This window comes from Herbidospora sp. RD11066, assembly GCF_054661255.1.
Window position 1 is genome coordinate 367,960 of record NZ_BAAGDO010000001.1, and the last position, 21,559, is coordinate 389,518.

The window sequence follows — 21,559 nt, forward strand, 5'->3', positions numbered from 1 at the left end:
TCCCGTGTAGATAGGCTCTGCGGGCGATGTCAGGGATTGAGGCCGGGATGCAGAACACCCCCGTTGCGGAGGACCCGGGTCCGCCGCAGCCGCCCCAGGCGACCAAGGGCGCCACGATCGCCCTCAGCGTCGCCTTGGTCTTCGTTGTGATCATGTCGGGCGTGCTGGCCACGGTCGCGGTGCTGATGACCAACAACCAGGACTCCCCGCCGCTGACCCAGCCGGTCGTCGTCAAGCTGGCCGTGCCCATCCACTTCGCGCCCGTCGAGGCGTCGGGCGCCGCCCCCTGCCAGGGCGAGGCCGTGCCCGACGACGTCGGCACCACCTGCTACCAGCTCGAACCGGGCGTGACCCTGACGTCGGTGCAGAAGCTCGAGACCTTCACCGAGTCCGACGACACCTACTCGATCCGCGTGGTGCTGGCCCCCGACAACCGGGCCCAGATCGAAGACCTGACCCGCGACACCGTCAAGCGCCTGCTGGCCATCGTGGTCGGCGACAAGGTGGTCTCGACCCCGAGGGTGGCCCAGGAGGTCACCCAGGACAGCCTGAGCATCGTCGGCGGCTTCACCAAGGAGGAGGCCGACGCCCTCCTCGCCCGTCTGAAGGGCACCGGCGCCCCGCCCGCCCAGCAGCCGCCGCCGTCCCAGCCCGCCGCCGACCCGGCCGTCTCCCAGCCTCCCGCGGGGACGACGACCCAGCCTCCGGCGGGCACCACCCCGCAGAACGGCGAGCAGCGCTACGCGACGTGCGCGGAGGCCAGAGCGGCCGGAGCGGGCCCCTTCACCAAGGGCGTCCACCCCCAATACGACCTGTACATCGACGTCGACAACGACGGCGTCGCCTGCGACCCCGACGACGTCTCCTAGTTACGCGGTGATCGTGAGGGCGATGTCGTCCGGCCTGATCGGCACCCTCGACAGCGGCAGGCCCGTGGCGGCGCGGACCGCCGCCGCGATGGCCGGGGTCGACGACAGCGTCGGGGGTTCACCGGCGCCGCGCAGGCCGTAGGGGGCGTGCGGGTCGGCGTTCTCCAGGATCGAGAGCCTCATGGGCGGCATGTCGAGGATGGTCGGGATCAGGTAGTCGGTGAACGACGGGTTCAGCACCTTGCCGTCGCGGACCTGGATCTCCTCCATGAGCGCCAGCCCGAGCCCCTGCGCCGTCCCGCCGTGGATCTGCCCCTCAAGAGCAAGGGGGTTGAGGATCTTCCCGACGTCCTGGACCGCCGCCAGTTCGACGACCTTGACCAGGCCGAGCTCCACGTCGACGTCCACCACCGCGCGGTGCACGCACAGCGCCAGCTGCGTGTGCGAGTCGCCCTGCCCGGTGATCGGGTCCATCGGATAGGTCTTGCGGTGCCGGTATTCGCGGGTCTCCTCGATCGGGCCCTCGGCGGCCAGCACCTCGACGAGGCTCCGCCCACCGGCCGTCAGCAGGTCGAGCCGCTCGCGGACGGCGATGCTCGCGGCGCGGACCGCGCCCCCGGTCACGTACGACTGCCGGGACGCCGACGACGATCCGGCCGAACCGACCGTGGTGTCGGCGGGCACGATGGTCACGCGGTCGATGCCCAGCTCGGTCTGGGCGATCTGGGTCTTGACCATGATCAGGCCCTGCCCGACCTCGGCCGCCGCCGTGTGCACGAGCACGTGGGGTTCGTCGCCGAGCAGCTCCACCCGGACCCGGGCGGTCGAGTAGTCGTCGAACCCCTCGGAGAAGCAGATGTTCTTGATCCCGACGCCGTAGCCGACGCCCCGCCGCACCCCCTCGCCGTGGGTGGTCTGGCCCAGCGCGCCCGGCAGTTCCCGGAGGTCGAGCGTCGACGGGCCGGGCATCGGCATCGCCTCGAGTTCCAGCAGCATCTCGGCGAGCGGCGCCGGGGTGTCGATCACCTGGCCGGTGGCCAGCAGCGACCCCTGGGACACCGCGTTGCGGACCCGGATCTCGATGGGGGACAGGCCGCAGGCCTCGGCGAGCCTGTCCATCTGCGACTCGTAGGCGTAGCAGGCCTGCACCGCCCCGAAGCCGCGCATCGCGCCGCAGGGCGGGTTGTTGGTGTAGGTGCCGTAGGCGTCGATCTCGACGTTCGGCACCTCGTAGGGCCCGACGCCGAGTGAGGCGGCGTTGCCGACGACGGCCGGCGAGCTGGAGGTGTAGGCGCCACCGTCGAGGACGATCTCGGCCTTGACGTAGACGAGCCTCCCGTCGCGGTCGGCGCCGTGCTCGTAGCGCATCCAGGCCGGGTGGCGGTGCACGTGGCCGAAGAACGACTCCTCGCGGCCGTAGACGAACTTGACGGGCTTGCCGGTCCGCAGGGCCAGCATCGAGGCGTGGATCTGCATCGACAGGTCCTCGCGCGCCCCGAACGCGCCGCCGACGCCCGCCAGCGTGAGCCGTACCTTGTCCTTCGGCAGGCCGAGGCAGGGGGCGATCTGGTCCTGGTCGACGTGGAGCCACTGGGTGGCGATGTAGAGATCGACGCCGCCGTCCTCGGCGGGGACCGCCAGGCCCGACTCGGGGCCGAGGAAGGCCTGGTCCTGCATGCCGACCTCGTATTCGCCCGTGACGACCACGTCGGCGGTGAAGGTCGACCCGACGCGCACGGGCTGGTGGCGCACCAGGTTCCCGTGGACGCTCGCCGGGGGGAGTGACAGGTCGAACGCGGCCTTGCGCGGGTCGGTGACGGCCTCGCGGACCTCGTACACGACCTCGATGAGATCGGCGGCCCGGCGGGCCGTCTCGGGGTGGTCGGCGGCCACCAGCGCGACCGGTTCGCCCTGGTAGCGGACCTGGTCGATGGCGAGCACCGGCTGGTCCTTGTGTTCCAGGCCGTAGAACTTCTCGCCGGGGACGTCCTCGTGGGTCAGCACCGCGTAGACCCCCGGCACCTTCAGCGCGGGGCCGACGTCGATGGACCTGATCCAGGCCGACGGATGGGGGCTGCGCAGGGTGGCGCCCCAGAGCATGCCGTCGAGCCACAGGTCGGAGGAGTAGGCGAACTCTCCGGTGACCTTCAGCGTGCCGTCGGGGCGGAGCAGGCTCTGCCCGATTCCCTGTCCGATGCCCTGGGACCGTCCGGTGGCGATGCTCATAACCGTCCAGTAGACCAACTTTCGCGCGCGGGACCTATCGGCGGAGGGATGAAACGCCGGGGCCCGAGGGGGCGGCGGTTGTAGATTCATCCAAATAAGGTGGGGTTGTGCAGATAAGTGAGCTGCTGGCCCAAGAGACCCTGCGGCTCATCCTCCTGACCGGCGAGCCGGTGGGTGAGATCACCGGCGTCGTCGTCACCGACCTGCCCCGGCCCGGCCGCTACCTCAACGGCGGCGAACTCGTGCTCACCGGGATGATGTGGCGCCACAGCGCCTCCGATTCGGCCACCTTCGTCGACCGGCTCGTCCAGGCCGGGGTGACCGCCCTCGCCGCCGGGGACGCCCGGCTCGGCCACGTGCCCGACGACCTCGTGGAGGCCTGCCGTGACCGGGGGCTGACCCTGCTGGAGGTGCCGATCGAGGTGTCGTTCGGCGCGATCATCGACGTCGTCGACCGGAGGGTGGCCGGAGAGCAGCGGCTCGCGCTCGGCCGTCACCGCCGCATCTTCACAGCCGTCGCCGAGGGCGCGGGCCTGCCCGAGCTCTTCGCCATGGCCCGCGACGAGCTCGGCGTGACCGGCGGCGTGGTCGCCGCGACCGGCAGGGTGATCGCCGGAGAGGTCTCCGACCCCTCGCGGATGGCCGCCGAGTTCCTGCGCGCCGTCCGGCTGCCCCATGTGACCGCCGACCCGTGCACGATCTTCACCGTCGACCGCAGCCACCGCGTGGCCGGGTGGGCCCTGGTCCTCGACGGCGACGTGAACCCCGAGATCGGCTTCGAGCTCGCCTCCTGCGTCGCGCTGGAGCGCACCCGCGCCGAGGAGGGCCGCCGCGTCGAACGGCGGCTCCTCGAACAGCTCGTCGGCCTGGCCGGAAGTGCGGACCTGCCGGAACTGTCGGCCCGCATGCGCACGTGCGGACTCGACGTGACGGCCCCCTTCGCGATCGTGGCCGCCACCGCCCTGCGCTCGGGCGCCTCGGCCGGGCCCGACGCCGCCACGCTGGGCGGCCTGGTCCTGGAGGAGATGCTCGACCGGTCGGTCGTCGCGGTCGCCGCCGCCGACGCGGGCCTGGCGCTGGTTCCGCTGCGTGACTCCGCCGAGGCGCTGTCGGGCCTGCTCAAAGCGCGGCTCGCCTCGTTGGCCGCCCCCGGCATCCGGCTCTCGTTCGGGGTCAGCGCCGCGCTGACCGGCCCCGCCGCGATCAGGGGCGGCATCGAGGAGGCCGGCTACGCCCGCCGCATGGCCGACGCCCGCGACGGCGGCCTCGTGACCAGCGACGAGATCTACACCCACGCATTGTTGCTGGCTACGGTGCCCGGCGACATCCGCAGGGGCTTCGCCGCCCGCCTGCTCGACCCCCTGTTCGGCTACGACCGCCGCCACCAGGCCGACCTGGTGCGCACCCTGTCGACGTTCCTCGACTGTGCAGGCTCGTGGAACGTTTGCGCCGAGCGGTTGCACGTGCACGTGAACACGGTGCGTTATCGGATCAGGCGCGTGGAAGAGCTCACCGGCAAGAACCTCACCACCATGGCCGACCGCGTGGATTTGTATTTGGCCCTCCGCGCCTCCTGACCAGCTTTTTTTCTTTCCTGTACGATCTCCGCGATGCGGTCACCCTTCGTGAGACTCTTCGGAGTGAATAGCCGACGTCGTTTCGGGGTGGTCGTCACCGGGTGCCGCCGACGGAAATACCGGCGGGACCTCGACTATGCGGCCGGGTGAGGCGCCGCCATTCCGGCCGGACGCGAGCGGCCGTCGCGGAGAATAGGGGTTGCTTTCCTCCACCGTCGATTTCCGTTTCGATTTCCCGCGATTCGGAGAGGAAGTGAAAGGCGATCGACGCGCGAATGGATGCAATGGTACCCACGGTCGAAGAATAGGCGGCCGGGAAACCTTTTTCCGCCGTATGAAGGCGGCTTTTCCGCCGCCCTCGGCCCGGCGGAAGCCGATCTGGACACTACGGGCTTCCAGGATGATTTCCCGCGCCGTGTCCCACGCTTTTCATGTGCACGTGCATCTGTGGCGTTCGGGGCGTGTGCGGCGCCCGGGACGGGCGTGATCGCGCGGTCCGGGGCCCGGAGGCGCGTAGGGGTGCCGCGTGACCGTCTTCGGAGGGATGTCCGGGAATGTTCTGCCTGCTCGCGGCTACTGGAGGTGGCTTCAGCGGCTCAAGGGCCCCGAGATTGGCCGGACTTCGGTGTCACACTTCAGTCGGCCGGAATTCATCACCGCGTGTAGTTATTCAAATGCAATGAGTGAAGTTGGAGGGCAGAAAACAGGGAATCGCGGCACTGGTGCGGTGCCGCGATTCCCGAGGTTCATGCTGTGGCCGGGTGCCGGTCCCGGTGCCTGGGGCCGACTGGGGGAGGCTCACATGGGGTTCACACTAGGAAACTTCTCTTGACTTTCCTGACTCGCGTAACGAGTCAGCAGCATTCGATGCTGTAAGCGCGCAAGGGGGACGAAGCGGCGCTTGCGGCCGTAGCATTGATCCCTGCGGCGGAGATTGTCGCAACAAGGGTCGTGAAGGCGATCATGATCAGGCGGCGTCGCACGGTGGGGCTCCCGTCGGGTTAAGAGGTCCTTCATCTTTCAGGGGGTGCTGGTGACCGGTCAAGATCTAGTGGGTCAGCGCATCAAGACCATCCGCCGACAGCGGGGGCTCTCTCAAGCGCAACTCGCACATCCTGAGCTGTCCGACAGCTATGTTTCCCTAATTGAGAGCGGTAAGCGTACTCCTACTCCGGCAGTTCTGGAGCTCCTGGCTCAGAAACTCGACTGTTCGCTTACTTATCTGGTCAACGGGGTCACCGCGGAGCAGATGGAGGAGATCGAGGTCGGGCTGCGATTCGCGCGGCTCGCTCTGGAGAACGGCGAAGCCCAGGAGGCGCGCCGCCGCTACACCGAGCTACTGACCGACACCAGCCTCACCGGTCTGGCCCAGCTCCGCCAGGAGGCCGAATACGGCTGCGCCCTGGCGACCGAGGCGTGCGGCGACCGGGCCGAGGCGATCCGGCTCCTGAAGGGCCTGCGCGCCGACACCGAGCGCCCGATGTCGGTCGAGTGGCAGGTGGCCGTCGCGGTCGCGCTCTGCCGCTGCCACCGTGACGAGGGCGAGCTCGGCGAGGCCGTCCGCGTCGGTGAGGCGCTGCTCGGCGGCACCTCCCGCCCGGCCTGGACCGACGCGCTGATCGAGCTCGGCTCGACCCTGCTCTCCGTCTACCGCACCCGCGGCGACCTCCTCCGCGCCCGCCACTTCGCCTCCGAGCTGCTGTCGGCCGCCGAACTGCTCGGCACCCCCCGTGCCATCGTGGCCGCCTCGTGGAACGCGGCGTTCGTCGCCCAGGAGACCGGCCGTGGCGAGGAGGGCATGAGCCTGCTCGAGCGGGCCATGGCCATCCAGTCGGAGAACGGCGACCACCGCAACCTGGCCAGGCTGCGGGTGGCCTACGCGACCATGATCGTCCGCACCCGCGTCAACGACGTCGAGGCCGCCCGCGACCTGCTGGTCCGCGCCCAGCGTGAACTCGGCGAGTCGTCGGCCTCGGTCCTCGACAAGGCCCGCTGCCAGATCGAGCTGGGCCGCACCGAACTGGCGATGGGCAACCCCCGCGCCGCCGTCGAGAACGCCCGCGCCGCCGACGACATGCTCCGCGAGTCGCGCGGCGAACACTGGGCCGACGCCAACCTCGTCCAGGGTCAGGCCCTGCTGATCCTCCACGAAGACGAAGAGGCGGCCGTGGCCCTGGGCCACGCCACCGAGGCGTTCGACCCGGCGCCGATGCGCCGCTGGGCCCAGAGCTGGATGACGGTCGCCGAGGCTTACGACCGCCTCCACGACCACGACCAGAGCATCATCGCCGCCCAGAAGGCCCTCGCCTGCGTCGGCCTGTGACCCACCGGCGGGACATGGCTCTGACGGGCTCCGGCTCCGGCGGCCTTGGCTCCGGCCGGAACGTGGCGAGGTCCGGGTGTCCCCGAGATCCTCGCCATGGGCCCGCATGAGCAGGTCATGAAATTTCCGGACAGCGGATGCTGTCCGGATTTTTCGTGCCAGATGGGCGCGTTGCGGTCAGCCGGTGCGTGGGTGGCGTACACAAGCGGCGGATCGTGACCTCAAGGCGAGACCACGGTCCTGCGTCGGTAGCCTTAGGGCGCCATGAAGAGTTCACCGATCGTCGCCGTTCTGGCCGTCGTCGCGGCCCTTCTCCTCCCCGCCGCGCCGGCCGCCGCGCACACCTCTCTGCGGGGCAGCGATCCTGCGGAGAACACCCAGGTCACCTCGCTGCCCAAGGTGACGCTCGAGTTCAGCGAGTCGGTGCGGTTCCCCGCCGTCGTGCTGACCGGTCCCGACGGTGAGCGCTACGAGAACGGCAAGCCGCGCGTCGAGGGCCGCAAGGTCCTCCAGGACGTCGGTCCGGCCGCCGCACTGCCGGCCGGGGCCTACACGATCGCCTACCGCGTCGTCTCCAAGGACGGCCACCCGGTCGAGGGCGAGATCCCGTTCACCTATGTCCCGGAGGCGACCGACCAGCCGGGGGCGCCCGCCGCCGTGCAGGCCGCCGCCGCGGCGCCCACGGAGAACGCCCCCGGGAACACCCAGGCCCCCGCGCCCGACGACGGCGGCCAGATCCCCGCCTGGGTCTGGATCGTCGTCTTCGGCATCGCCGGCATCGGGATCGGCATGGCCTTCAGTATGCGCAAGAAGCCATGAAGGCCGCCGGGATGAACAAGACCGTCCGGCTCGCGATCGCGGGCGGGTGCGCCGCCGCCGGGGCGCTGGTGGTCGGCATGGTCGCGGGCGGCGCGGCCACCCCCCGGGTCATCCCGGGCCTGCCCGACGAGGGCACCCTCACCCGGTGGATGGTCCCGGTCTCCAAGCTCGGCATGGACGTCGCCGGGCTCCTCACCGTCGGGCTCCTCCTCATGGCCGCCGCGCTCCTGCCCTCCGACAAGGGGCTGCTGGGCAAGACCGCCCTCGGTTACGTCAAGGCCGCGTCGTGGTCGGCGCTGGTCTGGGCCGGGGCCGCCGCGCTCAACCTGGTCTTCGGGCTGTCGCAGTCGCTCGGCCAGCCGGTCGACGTCGTGCTCGACGGGAATCAGCTGACCAGCTACGCCGGGCAGACCCCGCAGGGCATCGCCCTCACGCTCGTGGTGCTGTTCTCGGTGTCGATCGCGCTGTTCGCGCGGGGCGCCATCACCGTCGGCGCGGCCGGCGGGCTGCTGGCGTTCGCGCTGGCCACCCTGCTGCCCCCGGCGCTGACCGGCCACTCCTCCAGTTCGCCCAATCACGGCCTGGCCACCACGTCGGTCGCCTTCCACCTGCTCTTCCTGGCGCTGTGGGTCGGCGGGCTCGGGCTCCTGTGTTACCACGCGCTGCGCGGCTTCGACCGGCTCTCGCTCGCCGCCGAACGGTTCTCCCGCATGGCGTTCTGGTGTTTCGTCGGGGTCGGCCTGTCGGGACTGGCGTCGGTCGCGGCCCGCATCACGTCGATCACGGTGCTGTTCACCACGGCCTACGGGCTGATCCTGGTGCTGAAGATCCTCGCCTACTTCGGGCTGGGGGCCATCGGCTGGTGGCACCGCAAGCGCACGCTGCCCGACCTGGCCGCCGGGCGCTCGATGGCGTTCGCCAAGCTGGTGCTCGGCGAGATCATGCTGATGGCCGGAACGGTCGGCATCGCCGTCGCGCTCGCCCAGACCGCGCCGCCGCCGGTCGAGAACCTGCCGACCGACCGGGCGTTCGACCTGCTCGGCTATGTCATGCCGCCGCAGATCTCGTTCACGAACCTGCTCACGCTCTGGTGGTTCGATCTCTTCTTCGCCGTGATCGCGGCCGTTCTCGGGGGTCTGTACGCCGCCGGGGTCGTCCGCCTCGTCCGCCGGGGTGACTCGTGGCCCGTCGGGCGGTCGATCGCGTGGGGCCTGGGGATCCTCATCCTCGTGCTGACCACCCAGACCGGGGTGGCGCGTTACGCGCCGGTGCTGTTCAGCGTCCACATGACCGAGCACATGATCCTGTCGATGCTGGTGCCGATCTTCCTGGTGCTCGGCGCGCCGGTCACGCTGGCGCTGCGCGCGCTGAAGCCCGCCGTGCGACGGGGCGACCGGGGGCCGCGCGAGTGGGTCACCGTGATCCTGCACAGCCGGGTCGCCAAGTTCGTCGCCCATCCGGCGATCGCGACGGCGCTGTTCGTGGTGTCGACGTACGCGCTCTACTTCACCCCGCTGTTCGCCTCGGCGATGGAGGAGCACCTCGGGCACATCGCCATGTCGCTCCACTTCCTGCTGACCGGCACGCTGTTCTTCTGGGTGATCGTCGGGGTCGACCCGGCGCCCAGCAAGCTGCCCTACTTCGGGCGGCTGCTGCTGCTGTTCGTGACGATGCCCTTCCACGCGTTCTTCGCCATGGCGATCATGAGCATGGGCAGCGTGCTGGCCTCCGACTGGTACGACCAGCTCGGCCGCACCTGGGGCGCCTCGTCGCTGTCCGACCAGAACACCGGCGGCGCCATCGCCTGGGGCTTCGGCGAGATCCCCACGCTGATCGTGCTGATCGCGCTGGCCGTGCAGTGGTGGCGGGCCGACGAGCGCACGGCCAAGCGGGAGGACCGCAAGGCCGACCTGATTGCGGCGCGCTCGGGTGGCTCGGGTGACAGCGAACTCGACCAGTACAACGACTATCTGGCGAAGCTCAACAAGCGTGACCAAAAGCGCTGACGGGCATCATCTTCTGGGTTCGGCAAACCCTAAGCAAACGGCAACCGTTCCTTGAGCATCACCCGTTAGCGTCGCCGGTGAAGATCAGGGGAGTTGGAGAGCTTTGTCCGAGGAACTGCGGCTGCGCGAGGGCACGGGGCTGAAGCCCGCCCTTGAGGGATACCTGAGCGACTGGTCGGTCAGAACCGGCATCGCCGTCGAGACGTGGGCGCTGCCCGACGCGCCGCTGCCCGCAGGCGTCGTGCGGGCCGTCTACGCCGTGGTCACCGAGGCGCTCGCCAACGTCGAGCGGCACAGTGGAGCGCGCCATGTGGCGATCGCCGTCACCGTCGGCGCCACCGGTCTGCGGATGACGATCAGCGACGAGGGCGTCGGCTTCTCCGAGGGCACCACGGGCCGCGGCCTGACCGCCATGAAGGCCAACTTCGTCGAGATCGGCGGCACGTTGTCGATCAACAGCGTCCTGGGTTCGGGGACCACTCTGAGCGGTGTCGTCCCGAAGAGAGCCCTCAAGGGGGCGTAGTCCCCCGCGCACACGTAAGGGCCGAGCCCGGCGTCCGTGAGTGCTGAGCGGCTCGTTGGAGCGTGCCGGCCACCGTGATGGCCGATCGGAGAAGCGAGCCCGGCGTCCGTGAGGGCCGCCGGGCCTGGCGGACTACGGCAGCGTGAGGATTTCCGCGCCCGTGTCGGTGACCACGATGGTGTGCTCGAACTGGGCGGTGCGCTTGCGGTCCTTCGTGACGGCGGTCCAGCCGTCGGACCAGATGTCGTAGTCGATCGTGCCCAGCGTCAGCATCGGCTCGATGGTGAACGTCATGCCCGGGACCAGGGTCACCGCGAGCGAGGGGTCGTCGTAGTGGGGGACGATCAGGCCGCTGTGGAACGAGTGGGCGATGCCGTGACCGGTGAAGTCGCGGACCACGCCGTAGCCGAACCTCTTCGCGTAGGCCTCGATCACCCGGCCGACGATGTTGAGCTGGCGGCCCGGGGCGACGGCCTTGATGGCCCGGCTGGTGGCCTCGCGGGTGCGCTCGACCAGCAGGCGCGACTCGTCGTCGACGTTTCCGACCAGGAACGTCGCGTCGGTGTCGCCGTGGACGCCGCCGATGAAGGCGGTGATGTCGATGTTGATGATGTCACCGTCGTTGAGGACGGTGTCGTCGGGGATCCCGTGGCAGATGACCTCGTTGAGCGAGGTGCACAGCGACTTGGGATAGCCGCGGTAGCCAAGAGTCGAGGGGTAGGCGTCGTGGTCGAGCAGGAACTCGTGGCCGATGCGGTCGAGTTCGTCGGTGGTCACGCCCGGCACGCAGTGCTTGCCGACCTCTTCCAGCGCCTGGGCGGCGATCCGCCCGGCGACCCGCATCTTCTCGATCGTCTCGGGGGTCTGCACGTCTGACGCGCCACGTTTCGGCTCCTTCTTACCCACATATTCCGGGCGCTCGATGTGCGCGGGAACCTTGCGGGTGGGCGAGATCCGCCCGGGCCGGAGCAGTGTCGTCATGCGCGCAAGTCTATGTGCGCGCGGAAGGGGCAAGATGGCCGATGTGAGCGAGCAAAGCGGACACTGGTGGTTCTGTCTCAAGCACATGCGCGTCGAGGGCGACCAGGGGTGCCCGAACAAAGACCGCATGGGCCCCTACGACACGGAGGCCGAGGCGTCCAACGCCCTGGCGACGGCCTCGGCCCGCAACAAGACCTGGAAGGACCAGGACAAGGACTGGGACGGCGACTAGATCCCCGTCAAGATCAAAATCTTCTCTCTCCGTTACGGCTCCGCCTACCCTGGCCCCGGCCGCCGTTCGGGCAGCGCGCCGTTCCCGGCGGTCACCGGCCGCGCGGGCCGCGCGCCGTTACGAGCGAAGCCTGACCGTCGACGGGCTGTAGACGGGCGTCCGGCTCGCTCGTTGCGCCGGGGAGAGACGCGGCCGGTTGGCGCCGGATACGGTGCTTCCCCCGGGCGGTGGGCGGTGCCGAAGTAGGCGGAGCCGTAACGGAAGAAGAGCTTTTAGAGCACTGCGTAGGCCCTGACGGGGAAGGTGCCCATGCCGGCGACCAGGGGTGGGGCCGCGTGGAAGCGGAAGCCCGTCGCGGGGAGCGCGCCCAGGTTGGTGAGGTGCTCGACGATCGGGATGCCCGCCGCCAGGAGCGTCGTGTGGGCCGGGCGGTCGCCCTTCGGGGGTGTGGCGTCGATGTTGAGTGAGTCGATGCCGACCAATACGGCGCCCCGGTCGACGAGCGCGGCGGCGGTCGCGCCGGTGATCGACGGGTGGCCGGTGAAGTAGGCGTCGGTGCCCCAGTGGGTGTCCCAGCCGGTGTGGAACAGCACGGCCTTGCCCGACACGTCGAGGTCGGCGGGCAGGTCGGTGCCCTTGACGACCACGCCCTCCAGGTTCGCCAGCTTCTCCAGCGGCAGGCCCGACAGGTCGGCGCCGTCGGCGAAGCGGTGGCTGGGGCTGTCGAGGTAGGTGCCGGTGTTGGCCGCCATGGAGATGGTGCCGATGAAGAACTCGGTGCCCTCGGCGTAGACGTTCCTGGAGTCCTCGCGGCTCAGGTGGACGCCGAGCACCGGCCCGGGGATGCCGGGATAGGTGATCATCCCCTCGGTGACGGGGTGGCTCAGTTCGATGAGGCTCATGTTCTGGCGGGTGCCCTTCGTGCGACGAGCCGGCCGACGGTGAACACGCCGATGGCGGTCCAGACGATGTTGAGGATCGCCGAGGGCCACGCGCCGTGGTAGGCGCTGTTGACCGCCAGGGTGACGGCGCCGGTGAGGTTGATGGCCTGGTAGGTCATGCTGTCGCCGGTCATTTTGCCGGTGGACACGAGACCGTAGGCGATGAGGAGGGCGATCGCGCCGACGACGCCGATCACGGTGATGAAGGTAGACATTTCCCCCTCATGTTCGCGGTATGTCCATTTGAAGGGCAAGTGAAGAAAACTGAAGCCGGACATAAGGTGTGCTTCATGGAAATCGACCCGCGACGGTTGCGGATCCTCCACGAGGTCGCCCGTCGGGGTGGCGTGATGAAGGCCGCCGAGGCGCTCCACCTCACGCCGTCGGCCGTCTCCCAGCAGCTCGCCCAGCTCGAACGCGAGGTCGGCCTGCCCCTGCTCGACCGCTCCCAGCGCCGCATCTCGCTGACGCCCGCGGGCCGGGTGCTGTCCGCCTACGGAGAGCGGATCGAGGCCCAGCTCTCCGAGGCCCGCAACGAACTCAACCGCTTCGCCGACCGCCTGTCGGGCCCGGTGACGATCGCGGCCTTCCCGACGGTGATCCGCCACCTGCTGGTCCCGGCGCTCCGGGTCCTCGCCGAGCGGCATCCTCGGATCGTGCCGGTGATCAACGAGGTGTACGGCAGCGACGCCCTCCAGGAGTTGCGACTGGGCGCCGTGGATCTGGTGGTGACCGAGCGCGACATGAGCACCCCCGCGCCGTCCCTGCCGTCGATGACGCGCCACCGGCTCTACGACGACGAATACCGGATCGTCGCACCGCCGACCCTCGACCACATTCCGGCCGACGTGAGCGAACTGGCCGATCTGCCGTGGGTGGCGGGGGTGCCCTTCCAAGCGTGCGGGGTCGCCCTGGAACGGCTCAGCCAATTGCACGGGTTCGAGCCCCGGCGCAAGCACGTGATCTCGGAGTTCCCGCCGGTGCTGAGCCTGGTGGCGGCGGGTCACGGGGTGGCGATCGTGCCGTCGCTGGCGCTGCTCGACTTCCCGCGCGGCGAGGTGGTGGTGACGGGGATCCATGGAGTGGGTTCGCGGCGGATCGAGGCCCTCACGAGGGTGAGCCGGACCCGGTCGGGGGAGCCCGACCCGGTACAGGCCGTGGTGATCGAGGTGTTGCGTGAAGCGGCCGAGGAGCTGACCGAACGGGTGGCCATCCTCAGCGCTTCCCTCGAAGCCCACTGAGTCGTCAGTCCGGGACGCGAGGGCCGCTGATCTTGTCGGCGAAGCGGGCTAAGCGTTCCCTGAGGCCCTTTCGAGGGGCCTCGCCCGCGGCCATGCTGACCAGGTGCTGGGCGCCGTCGAAGGTCAGGGGGGCGGTCAGGCGGGGGACCGCGAAGGCGTCGTGGGCGAGGGATTCCAACTCCGGGTCGCCGCCGTCGATGGCCAGGATGGTCGCTCCCGTCTTGCGGGCGTCGCTGACGCGTTCCAGCAGCGTGATCGGTGCCTCGGTCTCCGATACGACCACCAGCGTCTCCCCGCGGCGCGCTTCGAGCAGGCGGTCGACGCCCACGCGCAGGTGCGGGGGGGCGGACAGGTCGGGGGACCACCGCAGGAGGGTCGGGGTGAGCTGGGACAGGCCCGTCAGGCGGGCCTCGTCGGCCAGGTGGGCGGTCAGGTGCCACGGCTCGTCGTCGGGGGTGCCGGCGATCAGCAGGCCGCCCGGCGAGCGGGTGGTCCGCATCGCCCTGCCGAGGGCGCGGGCCCGGTCGGGCCATTCGGTGGAGTCGAGGGCCTCGCGAAGGAGGCTGACCGCTTCGGCGTCCATGGCGCCATCGTGCCTCAGGGGCCGGGAGCTCATCCGGCGCTTCTGTTTTTCCAATCCCGGACAATTCGCCTGACTCGGGACTTGACTGACGTCTACTGGCGGGTAACCATCGGCTCACGGCGCCGTCCCTCGAAAAGTGATCCCCGAGAAGTGATCCCGTGAAGGGCGGCTTGTCCCATGCGTCTTCGAGTTCGTGCCACCGTGCTCGCGATCGTGGCCCTCCTCCCGCTCGCCGGGCCGTCCGTCGCCCGCGCCGCCGCGCCGGGTGACGTCGTCGAGGCCACTCCGACCACCGTCTACCTCGCGCCCGGCAGGCTGCTGGAGGTGCCGGCCAAGGCCTGGCACCTCCGTTATCAGTCGACCTCCGCCGTCGGCGGGGCGAACATCGTCTCCGGTACGCTGCTCGTCCCCAAGGCCGGATACATCGGGAAGAGACCCATCGTCGGCTACGCCGTCGGCACCCACGGCCTCGGCGACCAGTGCGCCCCCAGTGCCGCCATGGCGCGCGGCACCGAGCTCGAACTCGCCTTCGTCAGCCTGATGCTGCTCAAGGGCTGGGCCGTGGCGGTCACCGACTACGAAGGGCTGGGGACGCCGGGAGACCACACGTACATGGCGGGGAAGTCGCAGGCCCACGCGGTGCTCGACTCGATCAGGGCGGCGACCCGGGTGTCGGGGGCGGGGCTGTCGGCCGGTGGGCCGGTGGCGATCATGGGGTATTCGCAGGGCGGGTCGTCGGCGGCGTGGGCGGCCCAGCTCCAGCCCTCCTACGCCCCGGAGCTCAAACTGCGGGGTGTGGCGGCGGGCGGCGTACCGGCGGATCTGAAGAAGGTCGCCGAGAACCTCGACGGCGGCGGTGACTTCGGCCTGTCGGCGGCGGCCGGGCTCGGGTTCGACGCGGCCTACCCCGAATTGCGGCTCGGCGACTACCTGACCCCCGAGGGCGCCGCCCTGTTCGCCGACGCCCGCGACGACTGCGTCGACGACCTGCGCGGCAAGCTCGCCGGACGCACCCTCGCCGAACTCACCACCCAGGACGTCATGAACCGCCCCGACTGGACCGCCCGCCTCCAGGAGAACCGCCTCGGCGGGACGAAGCCGTCGGTCCCGGTGTTCGTCTGGCACGGCACCGGCGACGAGATCATCCCGATCGGTGTCAGCCGGACCCTGCGCTCCGAGTGGTGCGCCAAGGGCGGCACGGTGACGTGGACGAGCGTCCCCGCCCCCAGCCACGTGCTCGGCGCGGTCGAGGGCGGCCCGCTCGCCATCGCCTGGCTGGCCGGGCGCATGCTCGGACTCCCGGCCTTCGGGAACTGCTGATCCGCCACCTGGCATGATCGGGGACATGTCCGACCAACTTGAGAATGTGACGATCGCGATCCTCGGCGGCACCGGCGACCAGGGCAACGGCCTCGCCCGCCGCTTCGCCCTGGCCGGCCACCGGGTGCTCATCGGCTCCCGCAACGCCGAGCGCGCCCAGGCCGCCGCCGAGGCGCTCGCCGACGCGGGCCGCGTCGAGGGCGGCGCCAACGCCGACGTCGCCGCCGAGGCCGATCTGATCATCGTCGCGGTCCCGTGGGACGGCCACAGGGCGCTGCTCACCGACCTGCGCGAGACGCTGACGGGGAAGATCGTGGTCGACTGCGTCAACCCGCTGGGCTTCGACAAGCAGGGCGCCTTCGCGCTGCCGGTCGAGGAGGGCAGCGCGGCCCAGCAGGCGGCGGCCGTCCTCCCGGAGAGCCGCGTCGTGGGCGCCTTCCACCACGTGTCGGCCAAGCTGCTGCTCGACCCGGCGGTGGAGACGATCGACCTCGACGTCCTGGTGCTCGGCGACGACCGCGAGGCGACCGACCTGGTGCAGGCGCTGGCGGCGCGGATTCCGGGGGTGCGGGGGGTGTACGGGGGCCGGCTGCGGAACGCGCATCAGGTCGAGGCGTTCACGGCCAACCTGGTGTCGATCAACCGGCGCTACAAGGCCCACGCGGGCATCCGGGTCACGGACGTCTGAGCCTGCGCGCCGCCCAGGTGCTCAAGGCCCTCGTTGGCGGGTGATGGGTGCTCGGCGTCAGGTGTTGGCGATCAGCCAGTCGGCGACCGCTCCCGGGGCGACCACCTGGTGGAGGTGGTCGCCGGGGATCCTCGTCACCGGCCAGCCGCGCTCGTCGGCCTCTTTGGCCGTGCGTTCGTAGGGGTCGCTGAACCACAGGTAGGCGCCCGCCACCCGGTCCCACGTGTGGGGCACGGGGATGTGCTGGCTGTAGTAGAGCAGCGGCAGGCGCGGCTGTTCGGCCACGATCTCGTCGCGGGTCCCCCGGTCGGGGACCAGCGCCGACACCATCTCCTCGGGCCACCAGTCGGTCCAGCGGGGCAGCAGGCCGTTCTCGTCGGCCATCGCGCCCAGGAACGTCAGATGGTCCGATTCTGCGGCGGGGATCGACCCCCGCCGGGGTGGCAGCGCGGCGTCCACGAACAGCACCGCCGTCACCTGGCCGCGCAGGCGTTCGGCGATCAGGGGGACGTACAACCCGGCGTTGCTGTGGGCGACGACCACCACCGGGCCGTCGGGGGCGGACATGGACACCTGGTCGACCACGCGCGGCCAGTAAGGGGGCGGTCCCGTCGTCACCTCGGTCAACGTGGGGACCACGGCGCGGCGGCGGCGGGCGCGGAGTTCGGCCGCCACCGGGGCCCACGTGGACGGGCCGACCGCGGGGCTGTGCACGAGGAGGAAGGTGGCGTCCATGGCCTCCAGCATTCACCCGCGATGCCGATTTTGGGGGGCTTGTCCGCTGCCCGTGAACAATCTTCTAGACCACGAGCGTGGGCAGCGCGGGACGGCGACGAGTGCCGCTGTAGTCGTGCCAGGCCGAGGCCAGTCCCTCGACCGCGCGGGTCAGCTCCGCCTCGGGGTGGACGAACGGCAGCCGCAGCATCGCCTCGTAGCCGGTCCCGGCGGGATCGAAGGCGGTGCCGGGCGGGACCGCCACGCCGTGACGCGCGGTGACCTGGGCGAACGCGCCCGCGTCGCCGCGCGGTAGCCGCACCCACAGGGTCTGGCCGCCGGACACCGGCGTGGCCGACCACTCGGGCAGGTGGACGCGCAGCAGGGACACCAGGTGGTCGTGGCGGCGCTTCAGGACCGCGATCCGGGCGGCCCGCACCTCGTCGTAGCGGTCGAGCAGCCAGACCGCCGCGAGCTGGCCGATGACGTCGCCGCCGAGATCGTGGATGGCGCGGCGGCGGGCCAGCCGGGAGATCACCGGGGCCGCCGCCCTGATCCAGCCGACCCGCATGCCGCCCCACACCAGCTTGCTCATCGAGCCCACCGTGAGGATCTGCTCGCCACGCGCGTAGGCGGCCAGCGGGAGCGGGTGTTCGCCGTCGAAGCACAGGTCGGCGGGCACGGCGTCGTCGATCACCGGCACGTCGGCCTCCTCGGCCCAGGCGACCAGGCGCCGCCGGGCCAGCGCGGGCATGATCCGGCCGGTGGGGTTGTGGGCGGTCGGGATCGTGTACGCCAATGCGGGCTTCACCGGCGCCGACCGGCCACGGGGTGACAGCACGCCCCATTCGTGCAGGTCGTCGAGGTCGCAGGCGTCGATCCTGGCGCCCGCGTCGAGCAGGATCTCCGAGGCGCCCGTGTAGGTCGGCGACTCGACCCTGACCGTGTCGCCGGGGGTGACGAACTGGCCCGCCAGGAACGAGATCGCCTGCTGGCCGCCGTTGGTGGCCAGGATCTCGCCCGGCTCGGTCGGCAGGCCCATGCGGGTGTGGTGGCGGGCCACCGCGCGCCGGAACTCGGGGTGCCCGGCCGGGTGGTAGCCGATGTCGTGAGGGAGGCGGGTCGCCGCCTCGCGGTAGGCCTCGACCAGTTCGACCGGCGGCCCGACCGGGGCCGCGCAGGTCAGCAGGCTGACGCCGTCGGGCGGGTCGAGCACGTGGAGCAGCAGCGGATTGGCCCCGGACCCCGACGACCGGCTGATCGGGAGCTCCGCCTCGGCCACGCGCGTGCCGCTGCCCTGCCGCCGGATCAGCCGGCCCTCCTGCTGGAGGAGTTCGTACGCGGAAACGACCGTGCCCCGCCCCACCGCCAGCCGCCGGGCCAGCACCCGGTCGGGCGGCAGCTGGGAACCGGGCGCGAGCAGGCCGTCGTCGATGAGGCCGCGCAGCCGGGCGGCCAGCAGGAGATAGAGCGGCCCCCGCCCGGACGCCCAGCGCCCGAGCCAGCCGACCAGCCGATCGTCCTCGGTCATGCCGTCATCCTGACATTGGATCGGGATTCGAGCCAATTCCCTGAGATTGGCTCTCCAAGCAGTCCGCGTCAGGCCCCAAAATTGGCTACGTGACTGATTTGCGACCGGATACACGAGTTGTCCATCTTCCCAAGGTTCAACCCGAAGGCAGCACGCCGATCTCGACGCCGATCTACCAGACGTCCGGATTCGTGTTCGACGACCCGGCCGTGTTCGCCGACGGCATGACCCGCCCCGACGGGCCCTTCGTCTACGGCCGCTACTCCAACCCGACCACCCGGGTGCTGGAGGAGGCCGTGGCCGACCTGGAGGGCGGGGTCGCCGCCATCGCCGCCTCGACCGGCATGGGCGCCATCAACACGATCTTCCTGGCGCTGCTCAGCCCCGGTGACCACGTGATCGCGCAGCACTCCCTCTACGGCGGCACCGGCCACATGCTGGAGGAGCTGGAGGCGCGGTTCCAGGTCGAGGTCACCTACGTCGCCGAGGACGACCCCGAGGCGGCCCGCGCCGCCGTCCGGCCGGAGACCAAGTTCCTCTACCTGGAGACCATCGCCAACCCGATGACCCAGGTCGCCGACCTGCCCGGCATGTGCGCCGTGGCCCGGGAGGCCGGGATCCCGGTGATCGTCGACAACACGTTCGCCTCGCCGATCCTGTGCCGCCCGATCGAGCACGGCGCCTCGATCGTGGTGCACTCCTCGACGAAGTACCTGGCCGGGCACGCCGACATCGTCGGCGGCATCTCGGTCTTCGCCGACGACGACCTCTACCGGAAGGTCTGGAAGTTCCACGCCGGACTCGGCGCCGCCCCCGACCCGTTCGCGTCGTGGCTGACCCTGCGCGGGATCCAGACGCTCCAGCTGCGGATGACCCGGCACACCGAGAACATCCGGATCCTGGCCACCCGCTTCGCCGAGCACCCCGCGGTCGAGGCCGTCCACTGGCCCGGACTGCCCACCCACAAGTCGCACGCCCTGGCGACCAAGCTGCTCCCCGAGTTCGGCGGCGTCTTCTCCTTCGACCTGGTCGGCGGCCGGGAGGCCGGGGAGAGGTTCATGAGCTCGCTCAAGGTCGCGCTGCTCGCCCCCTCGCTCGGCGGCGTGGAGACCCTGGTCATGCAGCCCTCGACCACCTCGCACCGCTCGGTGTCCGACGCCGCCCTGGCCGCGGCCGGGATCAGGCCCGGGACGGTCCGCATCGCCGTCGGCATCGAGAACCCCGAAGACCTGTGGGCCGACTTCGCCCAGGCACTTCACCCTTCCGACTGACCTTTGTCATGCCCTGTTTTCCTGGACGGTCGAATGTGACTCTCCATGGGACACGGGCATCATCATCACCACGAACACCATGAATCCGACAATTCGGCCGATCTGCAGGTGGCAGACGCCGACCTGGACGCCGGAGAGCTCTCCCGCCGCTCCCTGATGCGGCGGGCGGGCCTGCTGAGCGCCGCCGCCGTGGCGACCAGCTCCGTGACGACCTCTCCGGCGCTGGCCCACACGGGCAGGGAACCGCGGCACGGCTACCAGTGGCTCGCGGGCGACCACCACATCCACACCCAGTACAGCTCCGACGGCTACTACCGGGTGATCGACCACGTCCGGCACGCCAGCGCCTACGGCCTCGACTGGATGGTCATCACCGACCACGGCGGCGCGCAGCACGCCAAGATCGGCGTCGAGAAGGTCAACCCCGACATCGTCGCCGCCCGCGCCGACTTCAAGGACATGCTGGTCTTCCAGGGCCTCGAGTGGAACATCCCCTCGGCCGAGCACGCGACCGTCTTCGTCCACCCGGGACGCGACGAGGTCGCGGTGCTCAAGGAGTTCGAGAACGCCTACGACGGCTCGGTCAAGAACGCCTCCGGATCGTCTCCGGCCAACGAGGCGCTCGCGGTGGCCGCGATCCAGTGGCTCGGCCAGGCCGTGCGCCGCCGCCGGATCCCCGACGCGCTCTTCTTCGCCAACCACCCCGCCCGGCGCGGCGTGGACAGCCCGCACGAGATCCGCGCCTGGCGCGACGCCGACCCGTCGGTGGCCGCCGGGTTCGAGGGCGCCCCCGGCCACCAGGCCGCCGGGCTCAAGGCCCCGATCGGCCCCGGCAGCGGACGCGGCTTCTACAGCGGCGCCCCCTCGGCCGACTCGTTCCCGGCCTACCCGGCCGAGAGCTACCGGACCTGGGGCGGTTTCGACTGGATGACCGCTATGGTCGGCGGCCTGTGGGACAGCCTCCTGGCCGAGGGCAAGCCCTGGATGATCACCGCGAACTCCGACGCGCACCAGGTCTACCTCGACACCGCCGCGCACGCCCCCGGCACCGACTTCGACCGCGACGGCTTCCACCTCGATCCCGTGTACGGCACCGGCGCCGTCCCCACGGCCGGAGACTTCTGGCCGGGCTACTACAGCCGCACCCACGTCGGCGCCGAGGACTTCTCCTACGCCGCCGTCATGCGCGGCCTGCGCGCCGGACGCGTCTGGGTCGACCACGGCCACCTGATCGACGGCATCGACGTGCGCGTCCGCGAGTCCCGCTCCCGCGACCGCGGCGTCACCCTGGGCGAGACCCTGAACATCCGCAAGGGCACCCGGGTGGAACTCGCGATCGAGGTCGACCTGGCGAGCAACCCGAACTGGGCCCAGTTCGTGCCGGTCCTCTCCCGGGTGGACGTCATCCAGGGCGACATCACCGGCCCCGCCGCCGACAGGGACGTGTTCACCACGCCGAACACCAGGGTCGTGCAGTCGTACGAGGTCCCGGCGAACGCCAAGGGCACGGTGACCTTCACCTACCAGCTCGGCGCCGTCGACCGCCCCGTCTACCTGCGGATCCGCGGCACCGACGGCAAGCGCTCCCAGGCGGGCGTCCTGGGCGCCGGCGTCGACCCGCACGGCCCCGCGATCGACGTGGTGGGCGACGCCGACCCGTGGACCGACCTGTGGTTCTACACGAACCCGCTCTGGATCCGTACGCGATGATGGG

The 21,559-nt window shown here is 70.7% G+C and carries 19 protein-coding genes; 12 read left to right on the forward strand and 7 right to left on the reverse strand.

Going from position 1 to position 21,559, the window contains the following annotated elements:
* Nucleotides 1–26: 26 nt before the first annotated feature.
* On the forward strand, nt 27–869 hold the full coding sequence (locus tag ACYQ78_RS01695) for an excalibur calcium-binding domain-containing protein (RefSeq protein WP_459798842.1): 843 nt from the start codon (nt 27–29) through the stop codon (nt 867–869).
* Here ACYQ78_RS01695 and ACYQ78_RS01700 read toward each other — a convergent pair whose 3' ends face one another.
* The gene (locus ACYQ78_RS01700) at nt 870–3,095 is read right to left on the reverse strand and encodes a xanthine dehydrogenase family protein molybdopterin-binding subunit (RefSeq protein WP_459798843.1); all 2,226 of its coding nucleotides are present in this window, start codon (nt 3,093–3,095) and stop codon (nt 870–872) included.
* A 107-nt stretch (nt 3,096–3,202) separates the two neighbouring features.
* On the opposite strand from ACYQ78_RS01700, the gene ACYQ78_RS01705 reads away from it, so the two are divergent.
* From ACYQ78_RS01705 to ACYQ78_RS01725, 5 genes are all read left to right on the forward strand, one after another.
* The gene (locus ACYQ78_RS01705) at nt 3,203–4,672 is read left to right on the forward strand and encodes a PucR family transcriptional regulator (protein ID WP_459798844.1); all 1,470 of its coding nucleotides are present in this window, start codon (nt 3,203–3,205) and stop codon (nt 4,670–4,672) included.
* 1,051 nt (nt 4,673–5,723) lie between these two features.
* Nucleotides 5,724–6,995 carry a helix-turn-helix domain-containing protein gene (locus ACYQ78_RS01710; RefSeq protein ID WP_459799733.1) on the forward strand — a complete coding sequence of 424 codons (1,272 nt, stop codon included), beginning with the start codon at nt 5,724–5,726 and terminating at the stop codon, nt 6,993–6,995.
* A 264-nt stretch (nt 6,996–7,259) separates the two neighbouring features.
* Nucleotides 7,260–7,814, forward strand: a complete 555-nt coding sequence (locus tag ACYQ78_RS01715; RefSeq protein WP_459798845.1) for a copper resistance CopC family protein — start codon at nt 7,260–7,262, stop codon at nt 7,812–7,814.
* Nucleotides 7,815–7,825: 11 nt separating this feature from the next.
* On the forward strand, nt 7,826–9,820 hold the full coding sequence (locus ACYQ78_RS01720) for a cytochrome c oxidase assembly protein (RefSeq protein WP_459798846.1): 1,995 nt from the start codon (nt 7,826–7,828) through the stop codon (nt 9,818–9,820).
* A 103-nt stretch (nt 9,821–9,923) separates the two neighbouring features.
* Nucleotides 9,924–10,343 carry a sensor histidine kinase gene (locus ACYQ78_RS01725; protein ID WP_459798847.1) on the forward strand — a complete coding sequence of 140 codons (420 nt, stop codon included), beginning with the start codon at nt 9,924–9,926 and terminating at the stop codon, nt 10,341–10,343.
* 132 nt (nt 10,344–10,475) lie between these two features.
* Here ACYQ78_RS01725 and map read toward each other — a convergent pair whose 3' ends face one another.
* Complete coding sequence (gene map, locus ACYQ78_RS01730; RefSeq protein WP_459798848.1) at nt 10,476–11,324, reverse strand: type I methionyl aminopeptidase; 849 nt, start codon at nt 11,322–11,324, stop codon at nt 10,476–10,478.
* Nucleotides 11,325–11,358: 34 nt separating this feature from the next.
* Between map and ACYQ78_RS01735 the strand changes: the two genes are divergently transcribed.
* A complete protein-coding gene (locus tag ACYQ78_RS01735) occupies nt 11,359–11,556 on the forward strand; it encodes a hypothetical protein (protein WP_459798849.1) in 198 nt (65 codons plus the stop codon).
* A gap of 272 nt (nt 11,557–11,828) precedes the next feature.
* On the opposite strand, the gene ACYQ78_RS01740 is transcribed toward ACYQ78_RS01735, so the two are convergent.
* Together ACYQ78_RS01740 and ACYQ78_RS01745 are read right to left on the reverse strand one after the other, a co-directional pair.
* Nucleotides 11,829–12,458: a cyclase family protein gene (locus ACYQ78_RS01740; protein WP_459798850.1), complete on the reverse strand. Its 630-nt coding sequence runs from the start codon at nt 12,456–12,458 to the stop codon at nt 11,829–11,831.
* Complete coding sequence (locus tag ACYQ78_RS01745) at nt 12,455–12,712, reverse strand: CBU_0592 family membrane protein (RefSeq protein ID WP_459798851.1); 258 nt, start codon at nt 12,710–12,712, stop codon at nt 12,455–12,457. Before ACYQ78_RS01745 ends, ACYQ78_RS01740 begins: the two co-directional genes overlap by 4 nt.
* A gap of 75 nt (nt 12,713–12,787) precedes the next feature.
* On the opposite strand from ACYQ78_RS01745, the gene ACYQ78_RS01750 reads away from it, so the two are divergent.
* Nucleotides 12,788–13,738 carry a LysR family transcriptional regulator gene (locus ACYQ78_RS01750; RefSeq protein ID WP_459798852.1) on the forward strand — a complete coding sequence of 317 codons (951 nt, stop codon included), beginning with the start codon at nt 12,788–12,790 and terminating at the stop codon, nt 13,736–13,738.
* Between the two features lie 4 nt (nt 13,739–13,742).
* Here ACYQ78_RS01750 and ACYQ78_RS01755 read toward each other — a convergent pair whose 3' ends face one another.
* Entirely contained in the window at nt 13,743–14,321 is a 579-nt protein-coding gene (locus ACYQ78_RS01755) for a hypothetical protein (RefSeq protein ID WP_459798853.1), read from the reverse strand.
* A 177-nt stretch (nt 14,322–14,498) separates the two neighbouring features.
* Here ACYQ78_RS01755 and ACYQ78_RS01760 point away from each other — a divergent pair, with 177 nt between their 5' ends.
* Both ACYQ78_RS01760 and npdG read left to right on the forward strand, forming a co-directional pair.
* Nucleotides 14,499–15,641 carry a lipase family protein gene (locus ACYQ78_RS01760; protein WP_459798854.1) on the forward strand — a complete coding sequence of 381 codons (1,143 nt, stop codon included), beginning with the start codon at nt 14,499–14,501 and terminating at the stop codon, nt 15,639–15,641.
* A 25-nt stretch (nt 15,642–15,666) separates the two neighbouring features.
* Nucleotides 15,667–16,329: an NADPH-dependent F420 reductase gene (gene npdG, locus ACYQ78_RS01765; RefSeq protein ID WP_459798855.1), complete on the forward strand. Its 663-nt coding sequence runs from the start codon at nt 15,667–15,669 to the stop codon at nt 16,327–16,329.
* Between the two features lie 57 nt (nt 16,330–16,386).
* Here npdG and ACYQ78_RS01770 read toward each other — a convergent pair whose 3' ends face one another.
* Complete coding sequence (locus tag ACYQ78_RS01770) at nt 16,387–17,064, reverse strand: alpha/beta hydrolase (protein ID WP_459798856.1); 678 nt, start codon at nt 17,062–17,064, stop codon at nt 16,387–16,389.
* Between the two features lie 64 nt (nt 17,065–17,128).
* Nucleotides 17,129–18,574: an aminotransferase-like domain-containing protein gene (locus tag ACYQ78_RS01775; RefSeq protein WP_459798857.1), complete on the reverse strand. Its 1,446-nt coding sequence runs from the start codon at nt 18,572–18,574 to the stop codon at nt 17,129–17,131.
* An 89-nt stretch (nt 18,575–18,663) separates the two neighbouring features.
* Between ACYQ78_RS01775 and ACYQ78_RS01780 the strand changes: the two genes are divergently transcribed.
* Nucleotides 18,664–19,845: a trans-sulfuration enzyme family protein gene (locus ACYQ78_RS01780; protein ID WP_459798858.1), complete on the forward strand. Its 1,182-nt coding sequence runs from the start codon at nt 18,664–18,666 to the stop codon at nt 19,843–19,845.
* A 108-nt stretch (nt 19,846–19,953) separates the two neighbouring features.
* A complete protein-coding gene (locus ACYQ78_RS01785; protein WP_459798859.1) occupies nt 19,954–21,555 on the forward strand; it encodes a PHP domain-containing protein in 1,602 nt (533 codons plus the stop codon).
* The last annotated feature ends 4 nt before the right edge of the window (nt 21,556–21,559 follow it).

Coding starts and splice junctions, on each gene's coding strand:
- ACYQ78_RS01695 (WP_459798842.1), top strand. CDS start 27: ATGTCAGGGATTGAGGCCGGGATGCAGAACACCCCCGTTGCGGAGGAC.
- ACYQ78_RS01700 (WP_459798843.1), bottom strand. CDS start 3,095: ATGAGCATCGCCACCGGACGGTCCCAGGGCATCGGACAGGGAATCGGG.
- ACYQ78_RS01715 (WP_459798845.1), top strand. CDS start 7,260: ATGAAGAGTTCACCGATCGTCGCCGTTCTGGCCGTCGTCGCGGCCCTT.
- ACYQ78_RS01720 (WP_459798846.1), top strand. CDS start 7,826: ATGAACAAGACCGTCCGGCTCGCGATCGCGGGCGGGTGCGCCGCCGCC.
- map (WP_459798848.1), bottom strand. CDS start 11,324: ATGACGACACTGCTCCGGCCCGGGCGGATCTCGCCCACCCGCAAGGTT.
- ACYQ78_RS01735 (WP_459798849.1), top strand. CDS start 11,359: ATGGCCGATGTGAGCGAGCAAAGCGGACACTGGTGGTTCTGTCTCAAG.
- ACYQ78_RS01740 (WP_459798850.1), bottom strand. CDS start 12,458: ATGAGCCTCATCGAACTGAGCCACCCCGTCACCGAGGGGATGATCACC.
- ACYQ78_RS01745 (WP_459798851.1), bottom strand. CDS start 12,712: ATGTCTACCTTCATCACCGTGATCGGCGTCGTCGGCGCGATCGCCCTC.
- ACYQ78_RS01750 (WP_459798852.1), top strand. CDS start 12,788: ATGGAAATCGACCCGCGACGGTTGCGGATCCTCCACGAGGTCGCCCGT.
- ACYQ78_RS01755 (WP_459798853.1), bottom strand. CDS start 14,321: ATGGACGCCGAAGCGGTCAGCCTCCTTCGCGAGGCCCTCGACTCCACC.
- ACYQ78_RS01760 (WP_459798854.1), top strand. CDS start 14,499: ATGCGTCTTCGAGTTCGTGCCACCGTGCTCGCGATCGTGGCCCTCCTC.
- npdG (WP_459798855.1), top strand. CDS start 15,667: ATGTCCGACCAACTTGAGAATGTGACGATCGCGATCCTCGGCGGCACC.
- ACYQ78_RS01770 (WP_459798856.1), bottom strand. CDS start 17,064: ATGGACGCCACCTTCCTCCTCGTGCACAGCCCCGCGGTCGGCCCGTCC.
- ACYQ78_RS01775 (WP_459798857.1), bottom strand. CDS start 18,574: ATGACCGAGGACGATCGGCTGGTCGGCTGGCTCGGGCGCTGGGCGTCC.